Genomic DNA, 18,028 nt, shown 5'->3' on the forward strand with positions numbered 1-18,028 from the left:
ACGCGAGGCTGCGTCCGACCGCCTCCAATGCTATTAGAAGTGACGGAGTCTACCCGTGAGGGCCGCTTAACTCGGCAGTGGATGGCTCGGGTCGATAGAAAAAAGGGGACGGACATATTGTCCCTGGAGCCATCTTTAGTGCGTTCAACGCATAGCGCGTTTTTTGCACCACAACGACACCAGCATGCCTGTGACAATCGACACGAGCGGAATGCTCGAAGCAACGCCCAGTGTTGGAAACACCAACAGTATTTGCGAGTCGTTACCGCCAAGCATCATCGAAGCCCCAATTCCCATCAAAATACCCGCCAACAGATGAACGCCAGCTTTTGGGGGGGTAAAGGCCTCGAAACAGAACTTCTTCCTGTACAGGTTAAAACTCAACATACCTGCCAGCAACATGACAAACACCGCAATACGCCGGGCGCTGATTGCCATATCGGCTTGCCAGAACATCTGCGAAACATTGTAAAAGAACACACTGGGTGTCCATGACGGCTCGAATGCATAGAGTGCACTCGTCAACGCACCCAGCAGCATACTGGAGAAAACCAGGTGTTTATTACCGTGAATGGCGACCAAAAAGATCAGCACCAGCGCCACTACACCGATCAACAGCCAGTAATGACGGCTGGAAATTTCCGGCATCAGAATGCTCTTTTGTTCGGGCATCATGCGCATGTAATACCAGAGCACCATCCCCAGGATCCAGCCGATCATCGTGAACAGTTTATTGAAATTGCCACAGGCAAACCTGGTTAGCGTGCCTACGCTGCAACCGTTGTTCAGCACCGATGCCACCCCGAACAACAAGCCTCCCGAAACCAGTAAGGGATAGGAAATACCAGGCGAGTACAGCGGCAGGCTGACCCCGGAGAAACGATAGATCGGGGCCAGCATCAGCCCGAACAATCCACACGATGTCAGTGCCACAAACAACGTCGGGCGCCCCGCCAGCAATTGTTCGCTCGCTCTGACCAGGCACATGCCCATGCGCTGCGAAACCCAGCCAATCAGGAACGCTAATACCAACGCCATCAGTAAAAAGAACACCATGTTCGTGCGCCACTGCTGATTTGGATGGGCCGGGTTTCACCAGGTATTAGCGTAGCTCTCGATCAGGTTAACTGTGTATCTGACGCGGCTGTAATCTGACGGTCGCTTTGTGTCGCTCACTGGTTTCGTAGAAGTTGAATGACTGTTCTTGGCAGACTGTTGCCGGTCACGACCGGCAAAAACCTCCACAAAGCTGACTTTCGCGTAAGGCGGCGATTGGTCAATGGATGTGTCGCTGCGAACTAGAACAGTCGACATTTTTAACTATAGGCTGAGCCTATATGAAAGATTGTATATCGGTCTTGGACGCTATCAAGCAAGCGACAGAAGATTGCTTCTCACCTAAGCACCACCCAATGAGCAATACCAACGAAGCAAACTTGATAGAAGAAACCACCTCCTCTACATCTTGGAGCCAGCATGTCCAGACAAACAACAATGGATGCAGAGACCGTCACTTCTCAGCCAGATGGGTTGCCTGAAAACGCCCGCCGCCTCGCGATATTTTCGTTGGCGATTGGTGTCGCCATGGCATCACTCGACACCGCAATAGCCAATGTCGCTTTACCTGCAATAGCTGCTCAATTGCAGACAACACCTGCATCATCGGTCTGGATCATCAACGTCTATCAGTTAGCGATGGTCGCAACGCTCCTCCCGTTCGCTGCATTGGGTGAAATCATCTCCTACCGGCGGGTACTACTTTTCGGACTGTTTTTATTCACATTGGCATCGCTTGCCTGTGCTCTGGCCTGGTCGTTGCCTTCACTGGTCATAGCTCGGCTGTTACAGGGAATTGGGGCTAGCGCCGTTATGGGTGTGAATACAGCCATGCTTAAAGCCATCTACCCGACGCGCATGCTGGGACGTGGTTATGGGACCAACGCCTTGGTCGTTGCGGTGGCTTTTGCAATCGGGCCGACCTTGTCATCCCTTATTTTGTCAGTCGCCAGTTGGTCGTGGTTATTCGCAATCAACGTTCCGCTTGGCTTGGTCGCACTTTTCCTGGGGCGAAAAGTATTGCCTGATACCCGCCGGGCGACCCACAAGTTTGATGGTCTGACTGCCCTCTACAACATAGTCGCGTTCAGCTTTTTGATTTTGTTATTCGGGGATGCTGCCCACCAAGAGAAATTCACTACACTGGCATTGGAATTGGCCGCAACTGCTTTGTTCTTCGCACTGCTCATGCATCGGCAGGCAGGTCATAAGGCGCCAATGCTGCCGATTGATCTGCTGCGTCGGCCCATGTTTGCGCTTTCTGTCGTGACGTCCATTTGCACCTTCGCAGCACAAGGACTGGCGTTCGTAGCCCTGCCGTTTTATTTCTATACGACGCTTGGGAAATCCCCAGTAGAGGCTGGTTTTCTAATGACGCCATGGGCTGTCATGGTAGCGATAATGGCCCCAATTGCCGGCCGCTTGAGTGATCATTATTCTCCCGGCGCATTAGGAGGAATCGGTCTTTCGATACTGGCGGTTGGGTTGATAGCTCTAGTACTTATGCCTGATAACCCCTCGACTTTGAATATTAGCTGGCGCATGGCTATGTCAGGCATTGGGTTTGGTTTTTTCCAAGCACCTAACCTCAAAGGTTTTATGGGCAGCGCGCCACCGACACGTGCCGGCAGTGCAAGCGGTATGGTTGCTACGTCAAGGTTGGTTGGACAGGCAATTGGTGCAGCGCTGGTTGCTTATTGCTTCATGTTATCGAGCGAGCATGGAGCAACGTTTGCGTTATGGGGGGCAGTTGCATTCGCAGCCATTGCAAGCATTGCAAGCTTTGCCCGAGTCGTTGCTGTCCGAACTTGAGCTGGCAAACGCCATGAACTGAATCGCACCACGTTTTGTAAATACTCTTAATGACCGATCAGCCGATTGCCGACCTCGACCATAGGCAATAATCGCAATAGAAAGGGGACACCCATTAGCCTGTCGCGACCGGCTGAAAACGGCCAGGAGCAGTCATTCGACACTCCCCGTGCCAACCGTTAAATTGACCCATTTAGTTACGACAAAGCGCACGCGCTCAACGGTCAACCCCAACCTGTGAGAATGCTCCCTCCTCGGGCTTCGCAACTTGTGTAGCGAACGTTCAGGCAGTTAAATAACAAATTCGCGAGGAGCCGCCACATTGGAATTGAGACAACTGCGCTATTTCGTAAAAATCATCGAGCTTGGCAGCCTGGGGCGTGCGGCACTTGAGCTGGACGTTGGCGTGTCAGCCCTCAGTCAGCAAATCTCCAAGCTGGAAAGCGAACTGTGCACCCGTCTCCTGAATCGAACCTCTACCGGCGTGACGGCCACTAGCGCCGGATTTGCGTTTTTACACCACGCCCAATTGACGCTACGCCAGGCGGACAACGCAATCATGGCCGCCCATCGCGGGCGAATGAGCGGTTATGTCAGCGTCGGCTTACCGCCGACTACCGCAACGGTGCTCGCGTTGCCGTTGATCAATGCAATGCGTGCGCGTTATCCGGACATACAACTGCATCTGGTGGAAATGCTTTCCGGCCACTTGGCGGCGCAGCTCAACGCACGGCAAATTGATCTGGCCATCCTGTTCCAGCTCGAAGGGGGTAAACGCTGGAGCGTGACTCCGCTGCTGGATGAAAAGCTGTTTGTCATTGCCTCGCCCAGCCTGCCTCAAGCGCCTTCTGGTGATAGCGTGCAGTTAGCAGACCTCGGCGGCCTGCCGCTGGTGATGCCTAGCGCGCAACATGGATTGCGCTCGGCATTGATGAGCGCGTTCGAGCGGGTCGGGCTAACACCCAATGTCATTATGGAAGTCGACGGTCTCGCTGTTTTGATGAACGCCGTTCGGGCAGGTCATGCGGCAACGATACAACCGGGGGCGGCCGCTGCATTGAAAGACAGGTCCGGACTTTCAATGATCAGGATTGCCGATCCCCATGTGGGCCGGCGTAATCTTCTGGCGACGCTGGCTGACGACGAACTCTCTCCGGCGGCGCTGGCAACGCGGTTGGTCATCGTCGATGTGGCGCGACAGCTGGTCATCGACAAACAGTGGCCTGGCGCTACATGGATAGAAGGTGTAGATGCGTAATCCTCCTTCAGCCCGGACTCATTAGACTTTCCTGACGACAAAGCCTTTAGAAAAACTAAACACCCCGCGTCAAACGCAGCCTTTCGGCCACTCCTTCCTCACCCTATCGTTCTCCCCACTCGCAAGGAGCACTTCGTTCCCGCTTCCTTGCAAATCGAGGAGCGATAATGATCGATGTCTTAATCATAGGGGGTGGCAACGCTGCCTTGTGCGCCGCCCTGATGGCGCGAGAAGCGGGCGCCAGCGTGATGCTACTGGAAGCCTCTCCGAAAATCTGGCGCGGTGGCAACTCCCAACACACCCGTAACCTGCGGTGCATGCACGACGAACCGCAGGACGTGCTGATCGATGCCTATCCGGAAGAAGAATACTGGCAAGACCTGCTGAAGGTCACCGGCGGCCTTACGAATGAAAAGCTTGCACGCATTGCAATTCGGGCATCGTCCTCTTGCCGCGATTGGATGCGTTCACACGGCGTGCATTTTCAGCCACCGCTGTCCGGCGCGCTGCACGTGGCGCGGACCAATGCATTTTTTATGGGCGGCGGCAAGGCGCTGGTCAATGCTTATTTCCGCAGCGCCGAGCGCCTGGGTGTAAAAGTTCGCTACAACACGCAAGTGACCGACATCGAGTTGGACGAGGGGAAATTCGTCGCCGCCCATGTGGGCGAACATGAGGTCGATGGTCAGCGTTTTGCCGCAGAACGCATTGAAGCCCGGGCCTGCGTGTTGGCGGCCGGCGGCTTCGAATCCAACCGTGAATGGCTGCGCGAAGCCTGGGGTCAGAACGAGCGCGGTGAATGGCCATCGGACAATTTCCTGATCCGGGGCACCCGATTCAATACCGGCATTTTGCTACGGCGCATGCTCGACCTTGGCGCCGATGTGATCGGCGATCCGACGCAAGCACACATGGTCGCGATTGATGCCCGCGCGCCACTCTACGACGGCGGCATCTGCACCCGAATCGACTGCGTATCTCTCGGTGTGGTGGTCAATCGTGATGGCGAACGCTTCTACGACGAAGGTGAGGATTTCTGGCCAAAACGTTATGCAATCTGGGGGCGTCTGGTGGCCGGACAGCCCGGTCAGCAGGCGTATTCGATCATCGATCAACAAGCCATCGGCCGCTTCATGCCGCCGGTGTTTCCTGGAACTACCGCCAATACTCTGCAAGACCTTGCCCGCCAGTTGAAGTTGCCTGAAGAAAAATTCGTCAAGACTGTCGAGGACTACAACAGCGCCTGCCGCGTTGGCACGTTCGATCACACGGCGTTGGACGACTGCCACACCCACGGACTGACGCCCGCCAAAACCCATTGGGCGCGGCCATTGGTAAAACCACCTTTCTACGCCTACCCGCTTAAACCGGGTGTCACGTTCACCTACCTCGGCCTCGCCACCGACGAAACCGCTGCCGTGCATTTCAACGGCAAAGCGAGCCCCAACCTGTTCGTCGCGGGAGAAATGATGGCCGGCAATGTTCTGGGCAAGGGCTACACCGCCGGCATCGGCATGGCCATCGGTACCGCGTTTGGCCGCATCGCCGGTGTGCAGGCGGCCGCTTCGGTGGGCTTTGGCGTTTCATCTGCGAACATGGAGTCTCGACATGCAACTGTTTGATCCCCAAGCATCGGGCGGGTTAATCCCGGTGCTGAATCTTGACGAAAGTGAAGTCCAGCGGCAGATGACCATCTGCAATGCCTGCCGTTATTGCGAAGGCTTTTGCGCGGTATTTCCGGCGATGACCCGGCGTTTGGAATTCACTCAGGCCGACATCCATTACCTGGCGAACTTGTGCCATAACTGCGGCGCGTGCCTGCACGCCTGTCAGTACGCCGCCCCACACGAATTCGACGTCAACATCCCCAAAGCCATGGCCAAAGTGCGCCTGGATACTTACGCCGAATACGCCTGGCCGCAAGTGATGGGCAAGTTGTATCAGCGCAACGGCCTGACCCTGGCGCTGGCTTCCGGTGGGGGACTGGCGTTGTTTTTATGCCTGACCTTGATGCTCATGGGCAACCTGTTCACGGCCATTCCCGGGGGCAACTTCTACAAGATTTTCCCTCACAACACCCTGGCGCTGATGTTCGGCTCAGTGTTCGGCTTTGCAGTACTTGCCCTGACCATGGGCGTACGGCGCTTCTGGCGCAACGTTTCACCGGTCGCAGCGCCACTGCAGCTGAAGACGTCCGCTGCAGTGGAGGCGACGGCCAACGTCGCGAAGCTCAAATACCTGGACGGTGGCCACGGCGAAGGCTGCAACAACGCCGACGATCAATTCACCTTGTGGCGACGCCGATTCCACCACCTCACCTTCTACGGCTTCATGCTGTGTTTCGCCGCCACCGGCGTCGCCACGCTCTTTCACTATCTGCTGAAGTGGTCGGCGCCTTATCCGGTCTTCAGCTTGCCGGTGATGTTGGGTATTGCCGGTGGCATCGGCCTGCTGATCGGTCCGGCGGGTCTTCTTTGGCTGAACCTGCGTCGCAACCCTGCGCACGGCGATGAGAAGCAAAAACCCATGGATCGCGGCTTCATCGCACTGCTGTTTCTAGTCAGCGCAAGCGGCATGGCGCTGCTGGCTTTGCGTGAAACCAGCGCCTTGGGCTTGATGTTGGCCATCCATCTCGGCCTGGTCATGGCGTTTTTCTTGACCATGCCCTACAGCAAATTCGCCCATGGAATATTCCGTAGCGCTGCGCTGCTCAAACACGCCATCGAGAAGCGTCAACCCAACCCGATCAACGCCGGCAGCGACTGACGGTTAAAGCACTCATTCCAAAAACAATAGTGAGCATAACGGTAGCCATGATGAAAACGACAACGGCAACAACCCGAGCCAAGGGGTCCAAATTGGGCGCCATTTTTCGGGTCACCAGCGGTAATTTTCTCGAGCAGTTCGACTTCTTTCTGTTCGGGTTCTACGCGACCTACATCTCCCAGACCTTCTTTCCAGCCACCAGCGAGTTTGCCTCGCTGATGATGACCTTCGCGGTATTCGGCTCCGGATTCCTGATGCGTCCGTTAGGCGCCATTGTGCTGGGGGCGTACATCGACAAGGTGGGCCGTCGCAAGGGGCTGATCGTGACGCTTTCGATCATGGCCGCCGGTACCGTATTGATCGCGTTGGTGCCGGGCTATTCCACCATCGGCGTGGCAGCACCGATTCTGGTGTTGTTGGGCAGGCTGCTCCAGGGCTTCTCCGCCGGCGCGGAAATGGGCGGTGTTTCCGTGTATCTGGCGGAAATTTCCACCCCCGGTCACACCGGTTTCTACACCAGTTGGCAATCGGCCAGCCAACAGGTGGCAATCGTCGTCGCGGCCGCGTTGGGCTACACGATCAATGCCACGATGCAAGCCGCAGAAATCGCCGATTGGGGATGGCGTATTCCGTTCTTCATTGGCTGCGTGATCATCCCGTTCATTTTCATTATTCGCCGCTCACTGGAAGAAACCGCTGCCTTCACTGCTCGCAGTCATCGTCCAACAACGCGCGAAGTTTTTCGCTCGATGCGTGACAACTGGCGCACCGTACTGGCGGGCGGCTTGCTGGCGTCCATGACCACCACCACGTTCTACCTGATTACGGTCTACACACCGACGTTTGGCAGGACAGTACTGAACTTGAGCACCACCGACAGCCTGGTGGTCACATTGCTGGTCGGCATCAGCAACTTTATCTGGCTGCCTATCGGCGGCGCCCTCTCCGACCGCATTGGCCGGCGGCCGTTGTTGCTGGCGATATCGTTGCTGTGCATCTTCACCGCCTATCCCGCCATGCACTGGCTAGCAGAGGCGGCGAGTTTCGAACGACTACTCGCTGTTCTGCTGTACTTCTCATTCTTCTTTGGTATTTACAACGGCGCCATGGTCGCGGCACTGACCGAAGTCATGCCACAGAACGTGCGGGTAGTCGGGTTTTCACTGGCCTTCAGTTTGGCCACCGCGGTGTTCGGCGGTTTTACCCCGGCAATCTCGACGCTGCTTGTACAGGCCACGGGCGACAAGGCATCACCTGCCTACTGGCTGATGTTCGCGGCGGTGTGTGGGTTCACGGCGACGACGATTCTGTATCGTCGGCAAAAAGCTCTGGCAGTCAGAGCCGTTTAGTTTCTCGATCGCCGACGCTTACCACGCGTCGATCAACGGCGGGAACCGAAATAGAGTCGCATGAGGTCGATTACAGCCTTTCGTCAGGGCAGTAATCGGCCTAAAGACCCCATTCACTGGGCAGAGAAAGATATTTCGAATGATTTATCAATATGTGGCCCTTGATCCCACTCGATTAGGGGCTCCGAAGCAGGGGTGCGGCTTTTCCAAAAGCGCCCGAGACGGTCGTTTTATCATCATCGCAGTACGAGATCTGCCCGTCGCGACAGGCAGAAATCGGCCAGGAGCGGCCGCTCGCGAACGGTATCTATCGACCCAAAGCGGTCTTTTGCTTTTGGCTGTCTGAGTGTTTATATAACCTCGCGAAATTCGCTTTGTACACTCGTTGCAATATCCAGGACCCTTATATGCAGACTGACCAGACCAGGCTACTCGCCCTCGCATTGCTAGAGATCAGGACGTTACTTGCTGATTATCTGGGTAGCGTTGTGGATGCTCCAATGAGCGTCCGTGTCGCGGCGCATATGGCCTATGCACTTCATAATGAGGCTGAAACTGCATACGGCAACGCTGACTTTCAGCTCGACCACGCAACCCAGAAAATCTCTGCGATCGATCAGATTCTTGGTGTTTCGGATGGTGCCGCGTTGTTGAGCAGGTTTGATATCGAGACCAAAGGCATTCTGGACAATGCTCAACCTGAATGACTGCTTCTGGCCGTTAACTACCTTTCGCAAAAAGCAGCCATGGGTCGAACGAAACCCGGTACCGATCCGACTCTTCACCTGAAAGCTGAGACTTCATGGATACGGTGCCGACTGCCCCTCCCCTCTGTGACGACGGACTAACCATCGCCACACAAGGCTTGCTCTTACTCCTTCACCTCAACCTGATCCAACGCCTGATTCACCGCCAATTCCCCCAGCATCACGACCTGCGTAATTCCCAGCAGGGTCTTGCGGTGTGAGTGGTCCAGCAACGCCGCGAAATTGCTGAGCATGGTGGTGGCCGAACCCAGTGATTCACTGGCATTGGCCAGCAGGGATTCGGTGTCGTATTTGGGGTTGACGAGGAACATGCGCTCGGGCTCGTTGGCCGCGGCCATGATGAGGGCGCCTGGGTTGAGGTAATGGTCGAGGGCACGCTCGGCGGCGTCGTGGAATTTTTTGGAATCGACGGATTCGTAGGGGGATGCTGGGTCGGTATCGGGTGGGTTGGGTGTTGGTTTAGGCATAGATGGATCTCCTGGACGAGCTCATTAGGAGCCATCACCCTTCGCTACCAAACGATGGGTGGCGGCCATACGCGGGTTGGTAGACCGGTCCAGGAACCCGGCGCCCCCGAAGGAGCCCTGCGCATGGCCACCATAAAAATCAGAGGTTAAAAACAACCTCTGCAAAAGGTGGCGCTATGCGCCTGGAATACCGGGCTACCAAACCCGATCACTGTTTTTCAGTGACCCAGCCACGATAGAACCCGTGCCCCAGACGCACAAGCCGGCGGATTCTGGCGTACGCGTAGGTAACGACGCAAGGCGTTGTAGCCGTTGGGACGTAACACCGAGTGTCTTTAAACACGCGCCTTGAAACCTGTTTAAGGCATCAAACGTTGGGCGAATATTTCTTGGCTGAAATCGATGGCGTCGGGTCTGACGCCATCGCGAGCAGGCTCACTCCCACAGGGAAATGTGGCGAATTCTCGGTCTCGGGATGGCATGGGCTTCGCGGTGCCGGCCATGACAACGTCGATCTTGTCCGCGTCGTCAGCCCTTTTTGCGATACGCCATTGAGTCATCGATTCGTTTGAGGATGTAGTCGCCGGCCGCTACCGGTGGATACAGACTCTGCGCCGGATCGATTCCCAGATCGCAGGGATCGACAACAGCGCTATAAGTCGGGTCGTAGAACGTGGCAATGGAGTAGCGCTCGTGACCCGAAGTGTTAATCACCCGGTGCAGGGTCGAGCGAAAGCGATCATTGGACCAATGAGCCAAAAGGTCTCCAACGTTAACTACCAGACTGCCGGGAATAGGAGTCGCCTCGATCCAACGGTTGGAGCCGAGCTCGCGGACCTGTAGACCGCCGCTGTTGTCTTGGTAGAGTAAGGTAATGCAACCGTAGTCCGTATGCGGTGCCACGCCGAATTGGTCAGCCTCAGCCTGTGCAGGCTGTGGTGGGTAATAGACCATCTGCGTACGCTGCAGGGGCTTGGTGTATTTATCTATGAAAAAATCTTCTTCGATACCCAACCCTACCGCCACTGCCCTCAGTAAATCCGCCCCGGCCTTACCGATTTCTGAATAGTATTCAGACAGTGCGTCTTGCAACTCCGGCATGAATTCCGGCCACTGATTCGGCCCACGCAATGCCTCACCGGCGACAACGCACGGATCATCCTCCGCCAGCTCCAGACCGATACTGAAGAACTCCTTGTGATCAGGCTTGGTGGCTTCATACATGGTCGCCCCACCCAGTGCATGCCAGCCTCGATGCCGCTTGTTCACCGCCACCTGGCGCTTGGTCTCAGTCGGATAGGCAAAGAACTGTGCCGCTGCCGCCATCGCTCTGTCGATCACCGGCTGCGGCACGCCGTGATTGATAATGTAGAAAAAACCGATTTCGCTGCAGGCTTTTCGAATGGCATCACCGGCCCGGCGAATGCTTGCCTGATTACCGTCGCGAACTCCGGTCATATCGATCAGAGGCAGATTGGTGCTAGAGGTCATGTCTACTCCTGCAAAAGTAAATACAGCGGTGGCGAGATTACGGCTTAGTCAACAATTGACGAGGCGGTATATACAGGACATAGCATTTAATGTGCCGCCTCACCAGTCAGCTACCTGCAAGCCTTGGGCTAATGCGAATACCCCCTCTCGTTGCGACGCAAGAACCCGATCAAACCTGTTACGAGCCCGTTTCCCTTCGCCCCAGCAGTGGGCAGAGCGCCCACAACTGGTGCAACCTTCGGTTACAGACTTTGGAAAAACCGTCCTTATAAATTTCCCTTTTTGTCTGGGCAAGCGGGTCTGGAATGATCGTTAGCGAGCGGAAACGGAAAGCTGGCCTGCATTTTGCCTTACCTGTATATACAGGAACATGTAGCTGGTCCTATTCCCCATCACCCTGACATCAGGACACTCTCAATGCACACACCGTTGCAGCTCAAACCCGGTCACCTCACCCTCGATCAATTGCGCGCCATCTATCAGCTGCAAAGTCCTTTCGAACTGGACCCGGCTGCGCGCGATGTCGTCGATGCAAGTACTCGTACAGTAGACGAAATCATCGCCAACGAGCGGACGGTGTACGGCATAAACACCGGGTTCGGCCTGCTGGCGCGGACCTCTATCCCTACCGAGTCGCTGGCCAAACTGCAGCGCAACCTGTTGCTTTCACATTGCACCGGCACCGGCCCACTGTTGGATGACGCCAGTGTCGCTCTCATCATGGCGCTCAAGGTGGGTTCCCTTGCCCGTGGTTTTTCCGGGATTCGTTGGGAGGTGATTCAGGCCCTGAGCAAGCTCTATGCAGCCAGGGTTTACCCGTGCATACCGTCACAAGGATCCGTTGGCGCTTCGGGCGACCTGGCACCGTTGGCGCATATGTCCGCCGTGTTGATCGGCGTCGGCCGGGTGCGTCATGAGGGCCGTGAAATGGAGGCTGTCGAAGGTCTGGCGATTGCGGGTCTCGAACCGATGGTGCTGGGCCCGAAGGAAGGCCTGGCGCTGATCAATGGCACTCAGGTCTCGACGGCGCTGGCCTTGCGTGGCCTGTTCGCCTGCGAAAAACTGTTCAGCGCTGCGGTAGTCGCCGGCAGCCTGAGCGTTGAAGCCTTGAAAGGCTCGGACGTGCCGTTCGACCCACGCATCCAGGCCGTTCGTGGACAACCGGGGCAGATCGACGTGGCGCAGCTCTATCGCGAATTGCTGGCTACCAGTGAAATTCGCGAATCCCATCGCCACTGCGACCGGGTGCAGGACCCTTACTCGCTGCGTTGCCAGCCTCAGGTCATGGGCGCGTGCCTGGACCACATGCGCTTCGCCGCCGGAGTCTTTCTGCGTGAAGCCAATGCCGTCTCGGATAACCCGCTGGTGTTCTGCGCCGACGGCGACGTGCTTTCCGGAGGAAACTTCCACGCCGAACCGGTCGCCATGGCCGCCGATGTGCTGGCGTTGGCCATCTCCGAGATTGGCGCCCTGTCCGAGCGACGAATCGCCCAACTGGTTGATCCGGCACTGTCGGGCTTGCCGGCCTTTCTGGTGCGCGAAGGTGGCCTGAACTCCGGCTTCATGATCGCTCAGGTCACCGCTGCCGCCCTCGCTTCAGAGAACAAGACCCTGGCGCATCCTGCATCAGTCGATAGCCTGCCAACCTCAGCCAACCAGGAAGACCATGTCTCGATGGCGACCTTTGCGGCACGTCGTTTGCTGGACATGGCCGGCAACAGTAGTGCGGTGGTCGCCATCGAACTGCTGGGCGCCGCTCAAGGCGTGGACTTGCATGCCCCACTGCAGACTTCGGAAAAGCTCAGCGAAGTGCTGACGATGATTCGCCGTGAAGTGGCGCACTACGATGAAGATCGCTATTTCGCCCCGGATATCGCCGCTGCGCGCGCCTGGGTCGAGAACGCGGCGTTCACGCGCTGGTTGCCGGCAGAACGCCTGTATGCCTGATTCGTACCTCTGAGCTGAACCCGTTCGCCGCCTGACTGCGGCGAACACCTACTGTTACGTAGCCGATGGGATATGCCATGCGCCGCTATTATTCAGGCCCGGACTATCGTCGAGCACACAGCATTGCCGAGTTGGCAGTGATGGCCCGCCGACGCTTGCCGCATTTCGCTTGGGAATACCTGGAAGGTGGTGCAGAAGAAGAATTGACCTTGCGCCGCAACCGTCAAGGCTTCGCGGATATTGCCCTGCTGCCGCAGACCCTGGTGCCCTGCTCCGAAACGCACCCCCAGCGCTCGCTGTTCGGTAGAGAGCTGCCGCTACCCATCGCAATCGGTCCCACCGGCTATAACGCCATGCTTTATCGCGATGCCGATATTCATTTGGCCCGCGCTGCAACGGAGCGCGGCCTGCCCTTTACGCTGAGCACCGTTTCCACCAGCTCTCTGGAGCAAGTGGTCGCGGCGGTGCCAGAGGTGAATCTCTGGTTCCAGCTCTATTGCCTGCGTGACCCGAAGGTTCAGGAAGACCTGCTCCTGCGTGCAGCCTCCGTGGGCTGCAAGACCTTGTTGCTGACCAGCGACGCGGTACTGCTGGGCAACCGGGAGTGGGACAAACGCAACTTCGTCCGGCCCCGGCAACTGAGCCTGCGCAACAAGTTCGACGTGCTCAATCATCCACGGTGGATGGCCCAGACGCTGTGGCCTCATGGCCTGCCAAACCTGGGCAACATCGAACGCTATCTGCCATCCGCGCAACGCACTATCGAAGGCGCCGCCCATTTCATAGGTTCGCAAATGGACACCGGCCTCGATTGGGATGCCCTCGCCCGCTTGCGCGACCGCTGGCCACAACGGTTGTTGCTCAAAGGAGTGTTGCACCCGGCTGATGCCGAGAAAGCCATCGCGCTGGGTCTTGATGGCGTGGTGGTCAGCAACCACGGCGGCCGGCAACTGGACGGCGTCCCGGCGAGCATCGATTGCCTGCCGGCGATTGCCGCCGTCGCCAAAGGCAAGCTCACGCTGCTGCTCGACAGTGGCATCCGCCGTGGCACCGACATTCTCAAAGCCTGCGCCCTCGGTGCCGATGCGGTTTTGCTCGGGCGCGCTACCTTGTATGGAGTGGCGGTCGGTGGGCAGGCAGGTGCCGGGCATGCGCTCGACCTGCTCGCACAAGAATTGCGTCTGGCCCTGTCGCTGCTCGGAACACCAGACCTGAACCAGCTCCACCGTCGCCAGCTGTGCGCGACGCCCTCCACATCCTTCACCGTGAGTTGAACCGATGAACGATTTGCAACAGACCCTCGAACAATTGCGCCTGGCGCTGGGCGATGCCGCGGTAGTGACGGGCGCCGATATCAGTCAACGGCACTACAGCGACTGGACGGGCCATGCGCCGGCCTGCCCCGCCGCACTGTTGCTGCCACGCACCACCGAGCAGGTCGCGAGCGCTTTGCGCATCTGCAGTAACGCGCAACAGCCGGTGGTCCCCCAAGGCGGAATGACCGGACTGGCCGGTGGCGCGGTGCCTCGTGAAACGGACATTGCCCTGTCCCTTGAGCGCCTGCGCGGCATCGAAGAAATCGATCCTGCGGCGGCGACCATCAGCGTCTGGGCCGGCACTACGCTGCAAGAGATTCAGCAAGCAGCGCTTGATGCCGGGTTTGTCTTCCCCCTGGATCTCGGCGCCCGTGGTTCGTGCCAGATCGGTGGCAACATCGCCACCAATGCCGGCGGCAATGCAGTGATTCGCTACGGAATGACCCGGGACCTGGTACTCGGTCTGGAGGTGGTCCTGGCTGATGGCCGGGTGCTGAATCTGCTCAACAAGATGATCAAGAATAACTGCGGTTATGACCTGAAACAGTGCTTCATCGGCAGCGAAGGCACTCTTGGGGTGATTACCCGTGCGGTATTGAAGCTGGCGCCTCAACCTGGCGAAACCACCACCCTGCTCTGCGCCCTGCCCGATTACGCCAGTGCGGTGAGCCTGCTGCGCCGGGTGCAACGCAGCGTCGGTACGCCGCAAGCGTATGAGCTGATGTGGCAGGACTTTTTCCGCCTGGGGGTTTCCTGGCTGGAAAACCCAAGCGCGCCAATGTCGCTCGACCATCCGCTGTATGTGCTGCTCGAATGCGCCAGCCCTCGGGAATTGCTTGAGCAAACACTGGAAGAAGCCTTTGCCGCCGGTGAAGTGGTCGATGCGGTATTGGCCAGCTCCCAGACCCAGGCCCGGGCACTCTGGAAGATCCGTGAAGCGACGGGCGAATTCCCCCTGCGCATGAAGCCTTTGAACTTCGACATCAGCCTGCCCATCGGCCAGATCGGCGACTTCGCCGAACGCTGTCGCCAGCTTCTGGAACAGCGCTGGCCGGGCAACCACAGTGTGTATTTCGGCCATATCGGTGACAGCAATCTGCACCTGACGGTGGACTGCGCTTCCTTGCCCGAGCCTGCCCCCATCCTGGAGGTCGAGGAGCTGGTTTATAGCGCTGTCGGCGAATTGCGCGGTTCGGTCTCGGCCGAACATGGCATCGGCTTGCTCAAGCGCGACTTTCTCCATCACTCGGTCAGCCTCGAGGCTCGCCAGGCGATGCAGCAGCTCAAGGATTGCTTCGATCCCAAGGGCATTCTCAACCCGGGGAAAATCCTCGGTTGAATGCCGATTCAAGCTGTATATACCGCAATGGCACGTTAACTGCTGTAGCCGTAATGATTTACCCGCAACGCATAACCAGAACCAACACACACCATAAGCCTCGCTGCACCTGATGAAGGAGTTACACCATGCAACTCGATTCTCTGTTCAGTAAAAAATTCAACGGTCTGTGCATCGCCTTGACCCTGGCTGGCGCCTGTATGGCGGCCCAGGCCGATCAGCTTGCCGATGTGAAAAAGTCCGGTGAACTGGTGGTGGGCACTGAACTGCAATTTGCGCCTTTCGACTTCACCGAGAACGGCAAACAGAAGGGCATGAACGCCGAACTGTTCGAGCAGCTGGGCAAAGAGTTGGGCGTCAAGGTCAGATTCATGGACCTGCCATGGCCAAGTGTGTTGCCAGGGCTTGAAGCCAAGAAATTCGACGTCGTCGCGGGGCCTATCATCGTTACCAAGGCACGCAAGGAGCGTTACCACTTCGTCTTGCCGATAGCCGAGGCCACCGTAGCGTTGCTGGTCAGCGCCAAGGACAGCCCCATCAGTAAACCTGAAGACATTGCCGGCAAAGTCGTGGGCGCAGGCAAAGGCTCGGCGCAACTCGAAGAGCTGAAAACCTTCGCCGCCACCCTGCCGAAAAAAGTCGATGTCCGTGAATACATCGACAACAACCAGGCCTACGCAGAGCTGGGAACCAAGCGCATCGTTGCCGTCGCCAACTCGCTGCCGAACATCTCCTACGTCGCGGCCCAACACCCAGACAAGTACAAAGTGGTGATGCCTCCATTTGGCAAGAAATCCTACTTCGCCTACCTGGGACGCAAGGATGACGACGCCAACAGCCTGATCGCCGCCCTCGATAGCGCCATGCTGAAAATGCACGAAGACGGTCGCCTCGCCGCCTTGCAAAAGAAATGGCTGGGGACCGAAATGGACGTGCCGAAAGCCGACTTCGAGCCGACCTGGTAAGAAGGAACGCGGGGTTTATGAACGGATCGCCGGCTCAGCCGAGCCGGTGATTTATCCATGCTGGAGGCACGACGATGTTCGATTGGCCTTTACTGCTGCAAAACCTGCCCCTTCTGCTGGACAGCCTGCTGGTGACCCTCGAAATTTCCGTCGCGGCACTGGCCATCGGCTTTGTCATCGGCGTTATCGTGGGCAGTCTGCGTCTTTCACCCCTGCCGCTGCTCAGACGCCTGGGTGGCGCCTACATATTTGTGTTCCGCGGCATTCCGCTGCTGGTGCAACTGCTGTTCATTTATTACTTCCTGCCGCGTATCGGCCTGCCCAACGTTTCGCCCATGGTGGCAGCGGTGATCGGGCTGTCTCTGGCGGCGGGTGCGTATATCGCTGAAATCATGCGCGGTGGTTTTCTCGCCATCCCTGGCGGTCAGCTGGAAGCCGCAGGCCTGCTGGGTCTGAGCTCAGGGCAAATGCTGGTGCGCATTCGCGTCCCTCAAGCCGTACGCCTGACCTTGCCGGCACTGGTCAACGAAATGATCCTGCTGATCAAGGCTTCGTCACTGGTGTCAGTGGTGGGTTTGGCCGACCTGACGCGCACCGCCCAGAACATTGCCGCCAGTGACTACATGTTCGTTCAGGACTACCTGATGCTGGCCGGTTTCTATTGCCTGATCAACATTCCGCTGGCCTTCTTCGGCGGCCTGCTGGAGCGTCATCTGAAGGAGCGCTACGCATGATCTTTGACCCCACGATCATCACCGACCATCTCGGCGACATCGGACAAGGCTTCATGATCACCCTCGGGACCTGGTCTGCCGGTGTCGCGTTGGGCCTGATACTGGGCATGTTAATCGCCGTTGCCCAACTGTTCGGCAACAGCCTGGTGCGCGCGCCGTTGCGAGCGTTCATCGAGATGATTCGAAGTACACCGTTTCTGGTCCAGCTGTTCCTGGTGTATTACGGCGGCCCGTCTTTTGGCTTGAACCTGGACCCCATTCCGGCCGGCATTCTCGGGCTGGGCATTTATGGCAGCGTCTATTTCGCTGAAATTTTCCGCTCCGGCTTTCAATCCGTTGCCCGTGGGCAACTGGAAGCGGCCGACTGCCTGGGCATCACCCGCCTGCAATGCATCACGCGCATCCAGATTCCACAAATGCTGGTGATCATCCTCCCGGCACTGGTCAATCTGATCACCATCCTGTGCAAGGAAACGGCCGTGTTGTCGATCATCACCATCCCCGAATTGACCATGGTCCTCACCGGCATCGGCTCGGAAACCTTCGCCTTTGTCGAGACCCTGCTGGTGCTGTGCATCGGCTACCTGCTCCTGGTGGAAGCCTGCTCACGGATGGGCATGCTGCTGGAAGTGCGCGTCGGGCGATTCATGCAGAAGCAGCCGCGATGAGCAACTTCCATTCGACGCCGACAGCTGCGCCACACTCATCCGTATTGAACGAATCAGGTGAAGCGATGAAGACTTCCAAGACACTCTCCGACA

At 57.5% G+C, this 18,028-nt stretch carries 15 protein-coding genes; 12 read left to right on the forward strand and 3 right to left on the reverse strand.

Annotated elements, in window-relative coordinates; genetic code table 11:
- Positions 1 to 144 precede the first annotated feature (144 nt).
- Positions 145 to 1,056, reverse strand: a complete 912-nt coding sequence (locus ACM6I0_RS03680; protein ID WP_414921481.1) for a YeeE/YedE thiosulfate transporter family protein — start codon at positions 1,054 to 1,056, stop codon at positions 145 to 147.
- Between the two features lie 420 nt (positions 1,057 to 1,476).
- Between ACM6I0_RS03680 and ACM6I0_RS03685 the strand changes: the two genes are divergently transcribed.
- The 6 genes from ACM6I0_RS03685 (at position 1,477) to ACM6I0_RS03710 (ending at position 8,948) form a co-directional block, all read left to right on the forward strand.
- A complete protein-coding gene (locus ACM6I0_RS03685) occupies positions 1,477 to 2,868 on the forward strand; it encodes an MFS transporter (protein WP_285435832.1) in 1,392 nt (463 codons plus the stop codon).
- Between the two features lie 322 nt (positions 2,869 to 3,190).
- Positions 3,191 to 4,126, forward strand: coding sequence for a LysR substrate-binding domain-containing protein (locus ACM6I0_RS03690; protein ID WP_414921482.1), 936 nt, complete (start codon positions 3,191 to 3,193; stop codon positions 4,124 to 4,126).
- A 167-nt stretch (positions 4,127 to 4,293) separates the two neighbouring features.
- The gene (gene tcuA, locus ACM6I0_RS03695) at positions 4,294 to 5,748 is read left to right on the forward strand and encodes an FAD-dependent tricarballylate dehydrogenase TcuA (RefSeq protein WP_414921483.1); all 1,455 of its coding nucleotides are present in this window, start codon (positions 4,294 to 4,296) and stop codon (positions 5,746 to 5,748) included.
- Positions 5,735 to 6,892 (forward strand): tricarballylate utilization 4Fe-4S protein TcuB, encoded by a 1,158-nt coding sequence (tcuB, locus tag ACM6I0_RS03700; protein ID WP_414921484.1) that lies wholly within the window; start codon positions 5,735 to 5,737, stop codon positions 6,890 to 6,892. The genes tcuA and tcuB overlap by 14 nt, the downstream gene beginning before the upstream one ends.
- A gap of 47 nt (positions 6,893 to 6,939) precedes the next feature.
- Positions 6,940 to 8,241 carry an MFS transporter gene (locus ACM6I0_RS03705; RefSeq protein ID WP_414921485.1) on the forward strand — a complete coding sequence of 434 codons (1,302 nt, stop codon included), beginning with the start codon at positions 6,940 to 6,942 and terminating at the stop codon, positions 8,239 to 8,241.
- A 407-nt stretch (positions 8,242 to 8,648) separates the two neighbouring features.
- Positions 8,649 to 8,948, forward strand: a complete 300-nt coding sequence (locus ACM6I0_RS03710; protein ID WP_222587572.1) for a hypothetical protein — start codon at positions 8,649 to 8,651, stop codon at positions 8,946 to 8,948.
- A 164-nt stretch (positions 8,949 to 9,112) separates the two neighbouring features.
- Here ACM6I0_RS03710 and ACM6I0_RS03715 read toward each other — a convergent pair whose 3' ends face one another.
- Positions 9,113 to 9,475, reverse strand: coding sequence for a DUF6124 family protein (locus ACM6I0_RS03715; protein WP_259154654.1), 363 nt, complete (start codon positions 9,473 to 9,475; stop codon positions 9,113 to 9,115).
- A gap of 528 nt (positions 9,476 to 10,003) precedes the next feature.
- Entirely contained in the window at positions 10,004 to 10,966 is a 963-nt protein-coding gene (locus ACM6I0_RS03720) for an isopenicillin N synthase family dioxygenase (protein WP_414921486.1), read from the reverse strand.
- A gap of 417 nt (positions 10,967 to 11,383) precedes the next feature.
- Between ACM6I0_RS03720 and hutH the strand changes: the two genes are divergently transcribed.
- The 6 genes from hutH (at position 11,384) to ACM6I0_RS03750 (ending at position 17,935) form a co-directional block, all read left to right on the forward strand.
- Positions 11,384 to 12,913: a histidine ammonia-lyase gene (hutH, locus tag ACM6I0_RS03725; RefSeq protein ID WP_414921487.1), complete on the forward strand. Its 1,530-nt coding sequence runs from the start codon at positions 11,384 to 11,386 to the stop codon at positions 12,911 to 12,913.
- Positions 12,914 to 12,990: 77 nt separating this feature from the next.
- A complete protein-coding gene (locus ACM6I0_RS03730; protein WP_414921488.1) occupies positions 12,991 to 14,187 on the forward strand; it encodes an alpha-hydroxy acid oxidase in 1,197 nt (398 codons plus the stop codon).
- Between the two features lie 4 nt (positions 14,188 to 14,191).
- Positions 14,192 to 15,568, forward strand: coding sequence for an FAD-binding oxidoreductase (locus ACM6I0_RS03735; protein WP_414921489.1), 1,377 nt, complete (start codon positions 14,192 to 14,194; stop codon positions 15,566 to 15,568).
- A 128-nt stretch (positions 15,569 to 15,696) separates the two neighbouring features.
- On the forward strand, positions 15,697 to 16,533 hold the full coding sequence (locus tag ACM6I0_RS03740) for a transporter substrate-binding domain-containing protein (protein ID WP_285435822.1): 837 nt from the start codon (positions 15,697 to 15,699) through the stop codon (positions 16,531 to 16,533).
- A gap of 74 nt (positions 16,534 to 16,607) precedes the next feature.
- Positions 16,608 to 17,267 (forward strand): amino acid ABC transporter permease, encoded by a 660-nt coding sequence (locus ACM6I0_RS03745; protein ID WP_090185343.1) that lies wholly within the window; start codon positions 16,608 to 16,610, stop codon positions 17,265 to 17,267.
- Positions 17,264 to 17,935 (forward strand): amino acid ABC transporter permease, encoded by a 672-nt coding sequence (locus ACM6I0_RS03750; RefSeq protein WP_414921490.1) that lies wholly within the window; start codon positions 17,264 to 17,266, stop codon positions 17,933 to 17,935. The genes ACM6I0_RS03745 and ACM6I0_RS03750 overlap by 4 nt, the downstream gene beginning before the upstream one ends.
- The last annotated feature ends 93 nt before the right edge of the window (positions 17,936 to 18,028 follow it).

It is taken from the genome of Pseudomonas sp. IT-P294, assembly GCF_949767865.1.
Lineage (GTDB): Bacteria > Pseudomonadota > Gammaproteobacteria > Pseudomonadales > Pseudomonadaceae > Aquipseudomonas.

Excerpts from the sequence above, each read along its gene's own strand:
- ACM6I0_RS03740 (WP_285435822.1), top strand. The coding sequence starts at position 15,697 with ATGCAACTCGATTCTCTGTTCAGTAAAAAATTCAACGGTCTGTGCATC.
- ACM6I0_RS03680 (WP_414921481.1), bottom strand. The coding sequence starts at position 1,056 with ATGGTGTTCTTTTTACTGATGGCGTTGGTATTAGCGTTCCTGATTGGC.
- ACM6I0_RS03715 (WP_259154654.1), bottom strand. The coding sequence starts at position 9,475 with ATGCCTAAACCAACACCCAACCCACCCGATACCGACCCAGCATCCCCC.
- ACM6I0_RS03685 (WP_285435832.1), top strand. The coding sequence starts at position 1,477 with ATGTCCAGACAAACAACAATGGATGCAGAGACCGTCACTTCTCAGCCA.
- ACM6I0_RS03705 (WP_414921485.1), top strand. The coding sequence starts at position 6,940 with ATGATGAAAACGACAACGGCAACAACCCGAGCCAAGGGGTCCAAATTG.
- ACM6I0_RS03710 (WP_222587572.1), top strand. The coding sequence starts at position 8,649 with ATGCAGACTGACCAGACCAGGCTACTCGCCCTCGCATTGCTAGAGATC.
- ACM6I0_RS03750 (WP_414921490.1), top strand. The coding sequence starts at position 17,264 with ATGATCTTTGACCCCACGATCATCACCGACCATCTCGGCGACATCGGA.
- tcuB (WP_414921484.1), top strand. The coding sequence starts at position 5,735 with ATGCAACTGTTTGATCCCCAAGCATCGGGCGGGTTAATCCCGGTGCTG.
- hutH (WP_414921487.1), top strand. The coding sequence starts at position 11,384 with ATGCACACACCGTTGCAGCTCAAACCCGGTCACCTCACCCTCGATCAA.
- tcuA (WP_414921483.1), top strand. The coding sequence starts at position 4,294 with ATGATCGATGTCTTAATCATAGGGGGTGGCAACGCTGCCTTGTGCGCC.
- ACM6I0_RS03720 (WP_414921486.1), bottom strand. The coding sequence starts at position 10,966 with ATGACCTCTAGCACCAATCTGCCTCTGATCGATATGACCGGAGTTCGC.
- ACM6I0_RS03730 (WP_414921488.1), top strand. The coding sequence starts at position 12,991 with ATGCGCCGCTATTATTCAGGCCCGGACTATCGTCGAGCACACAGCATT.
- ACM6I0_RS03745 (WP_090185343.1), top strand. The coding sequence starts at position 16,608 with ATGTTCGATTGGCCTTTACTGCTGCAAAACCTGCCCCTTCTGCTGGAC.
- ACM6I0_RS03735 (WP_414921489.1), top strand. The coding sequence starts at position 14,192 with ATGAACGATTTGCAACAGACCCTCGAACAATTGCGCCTGGCGCTGGGC.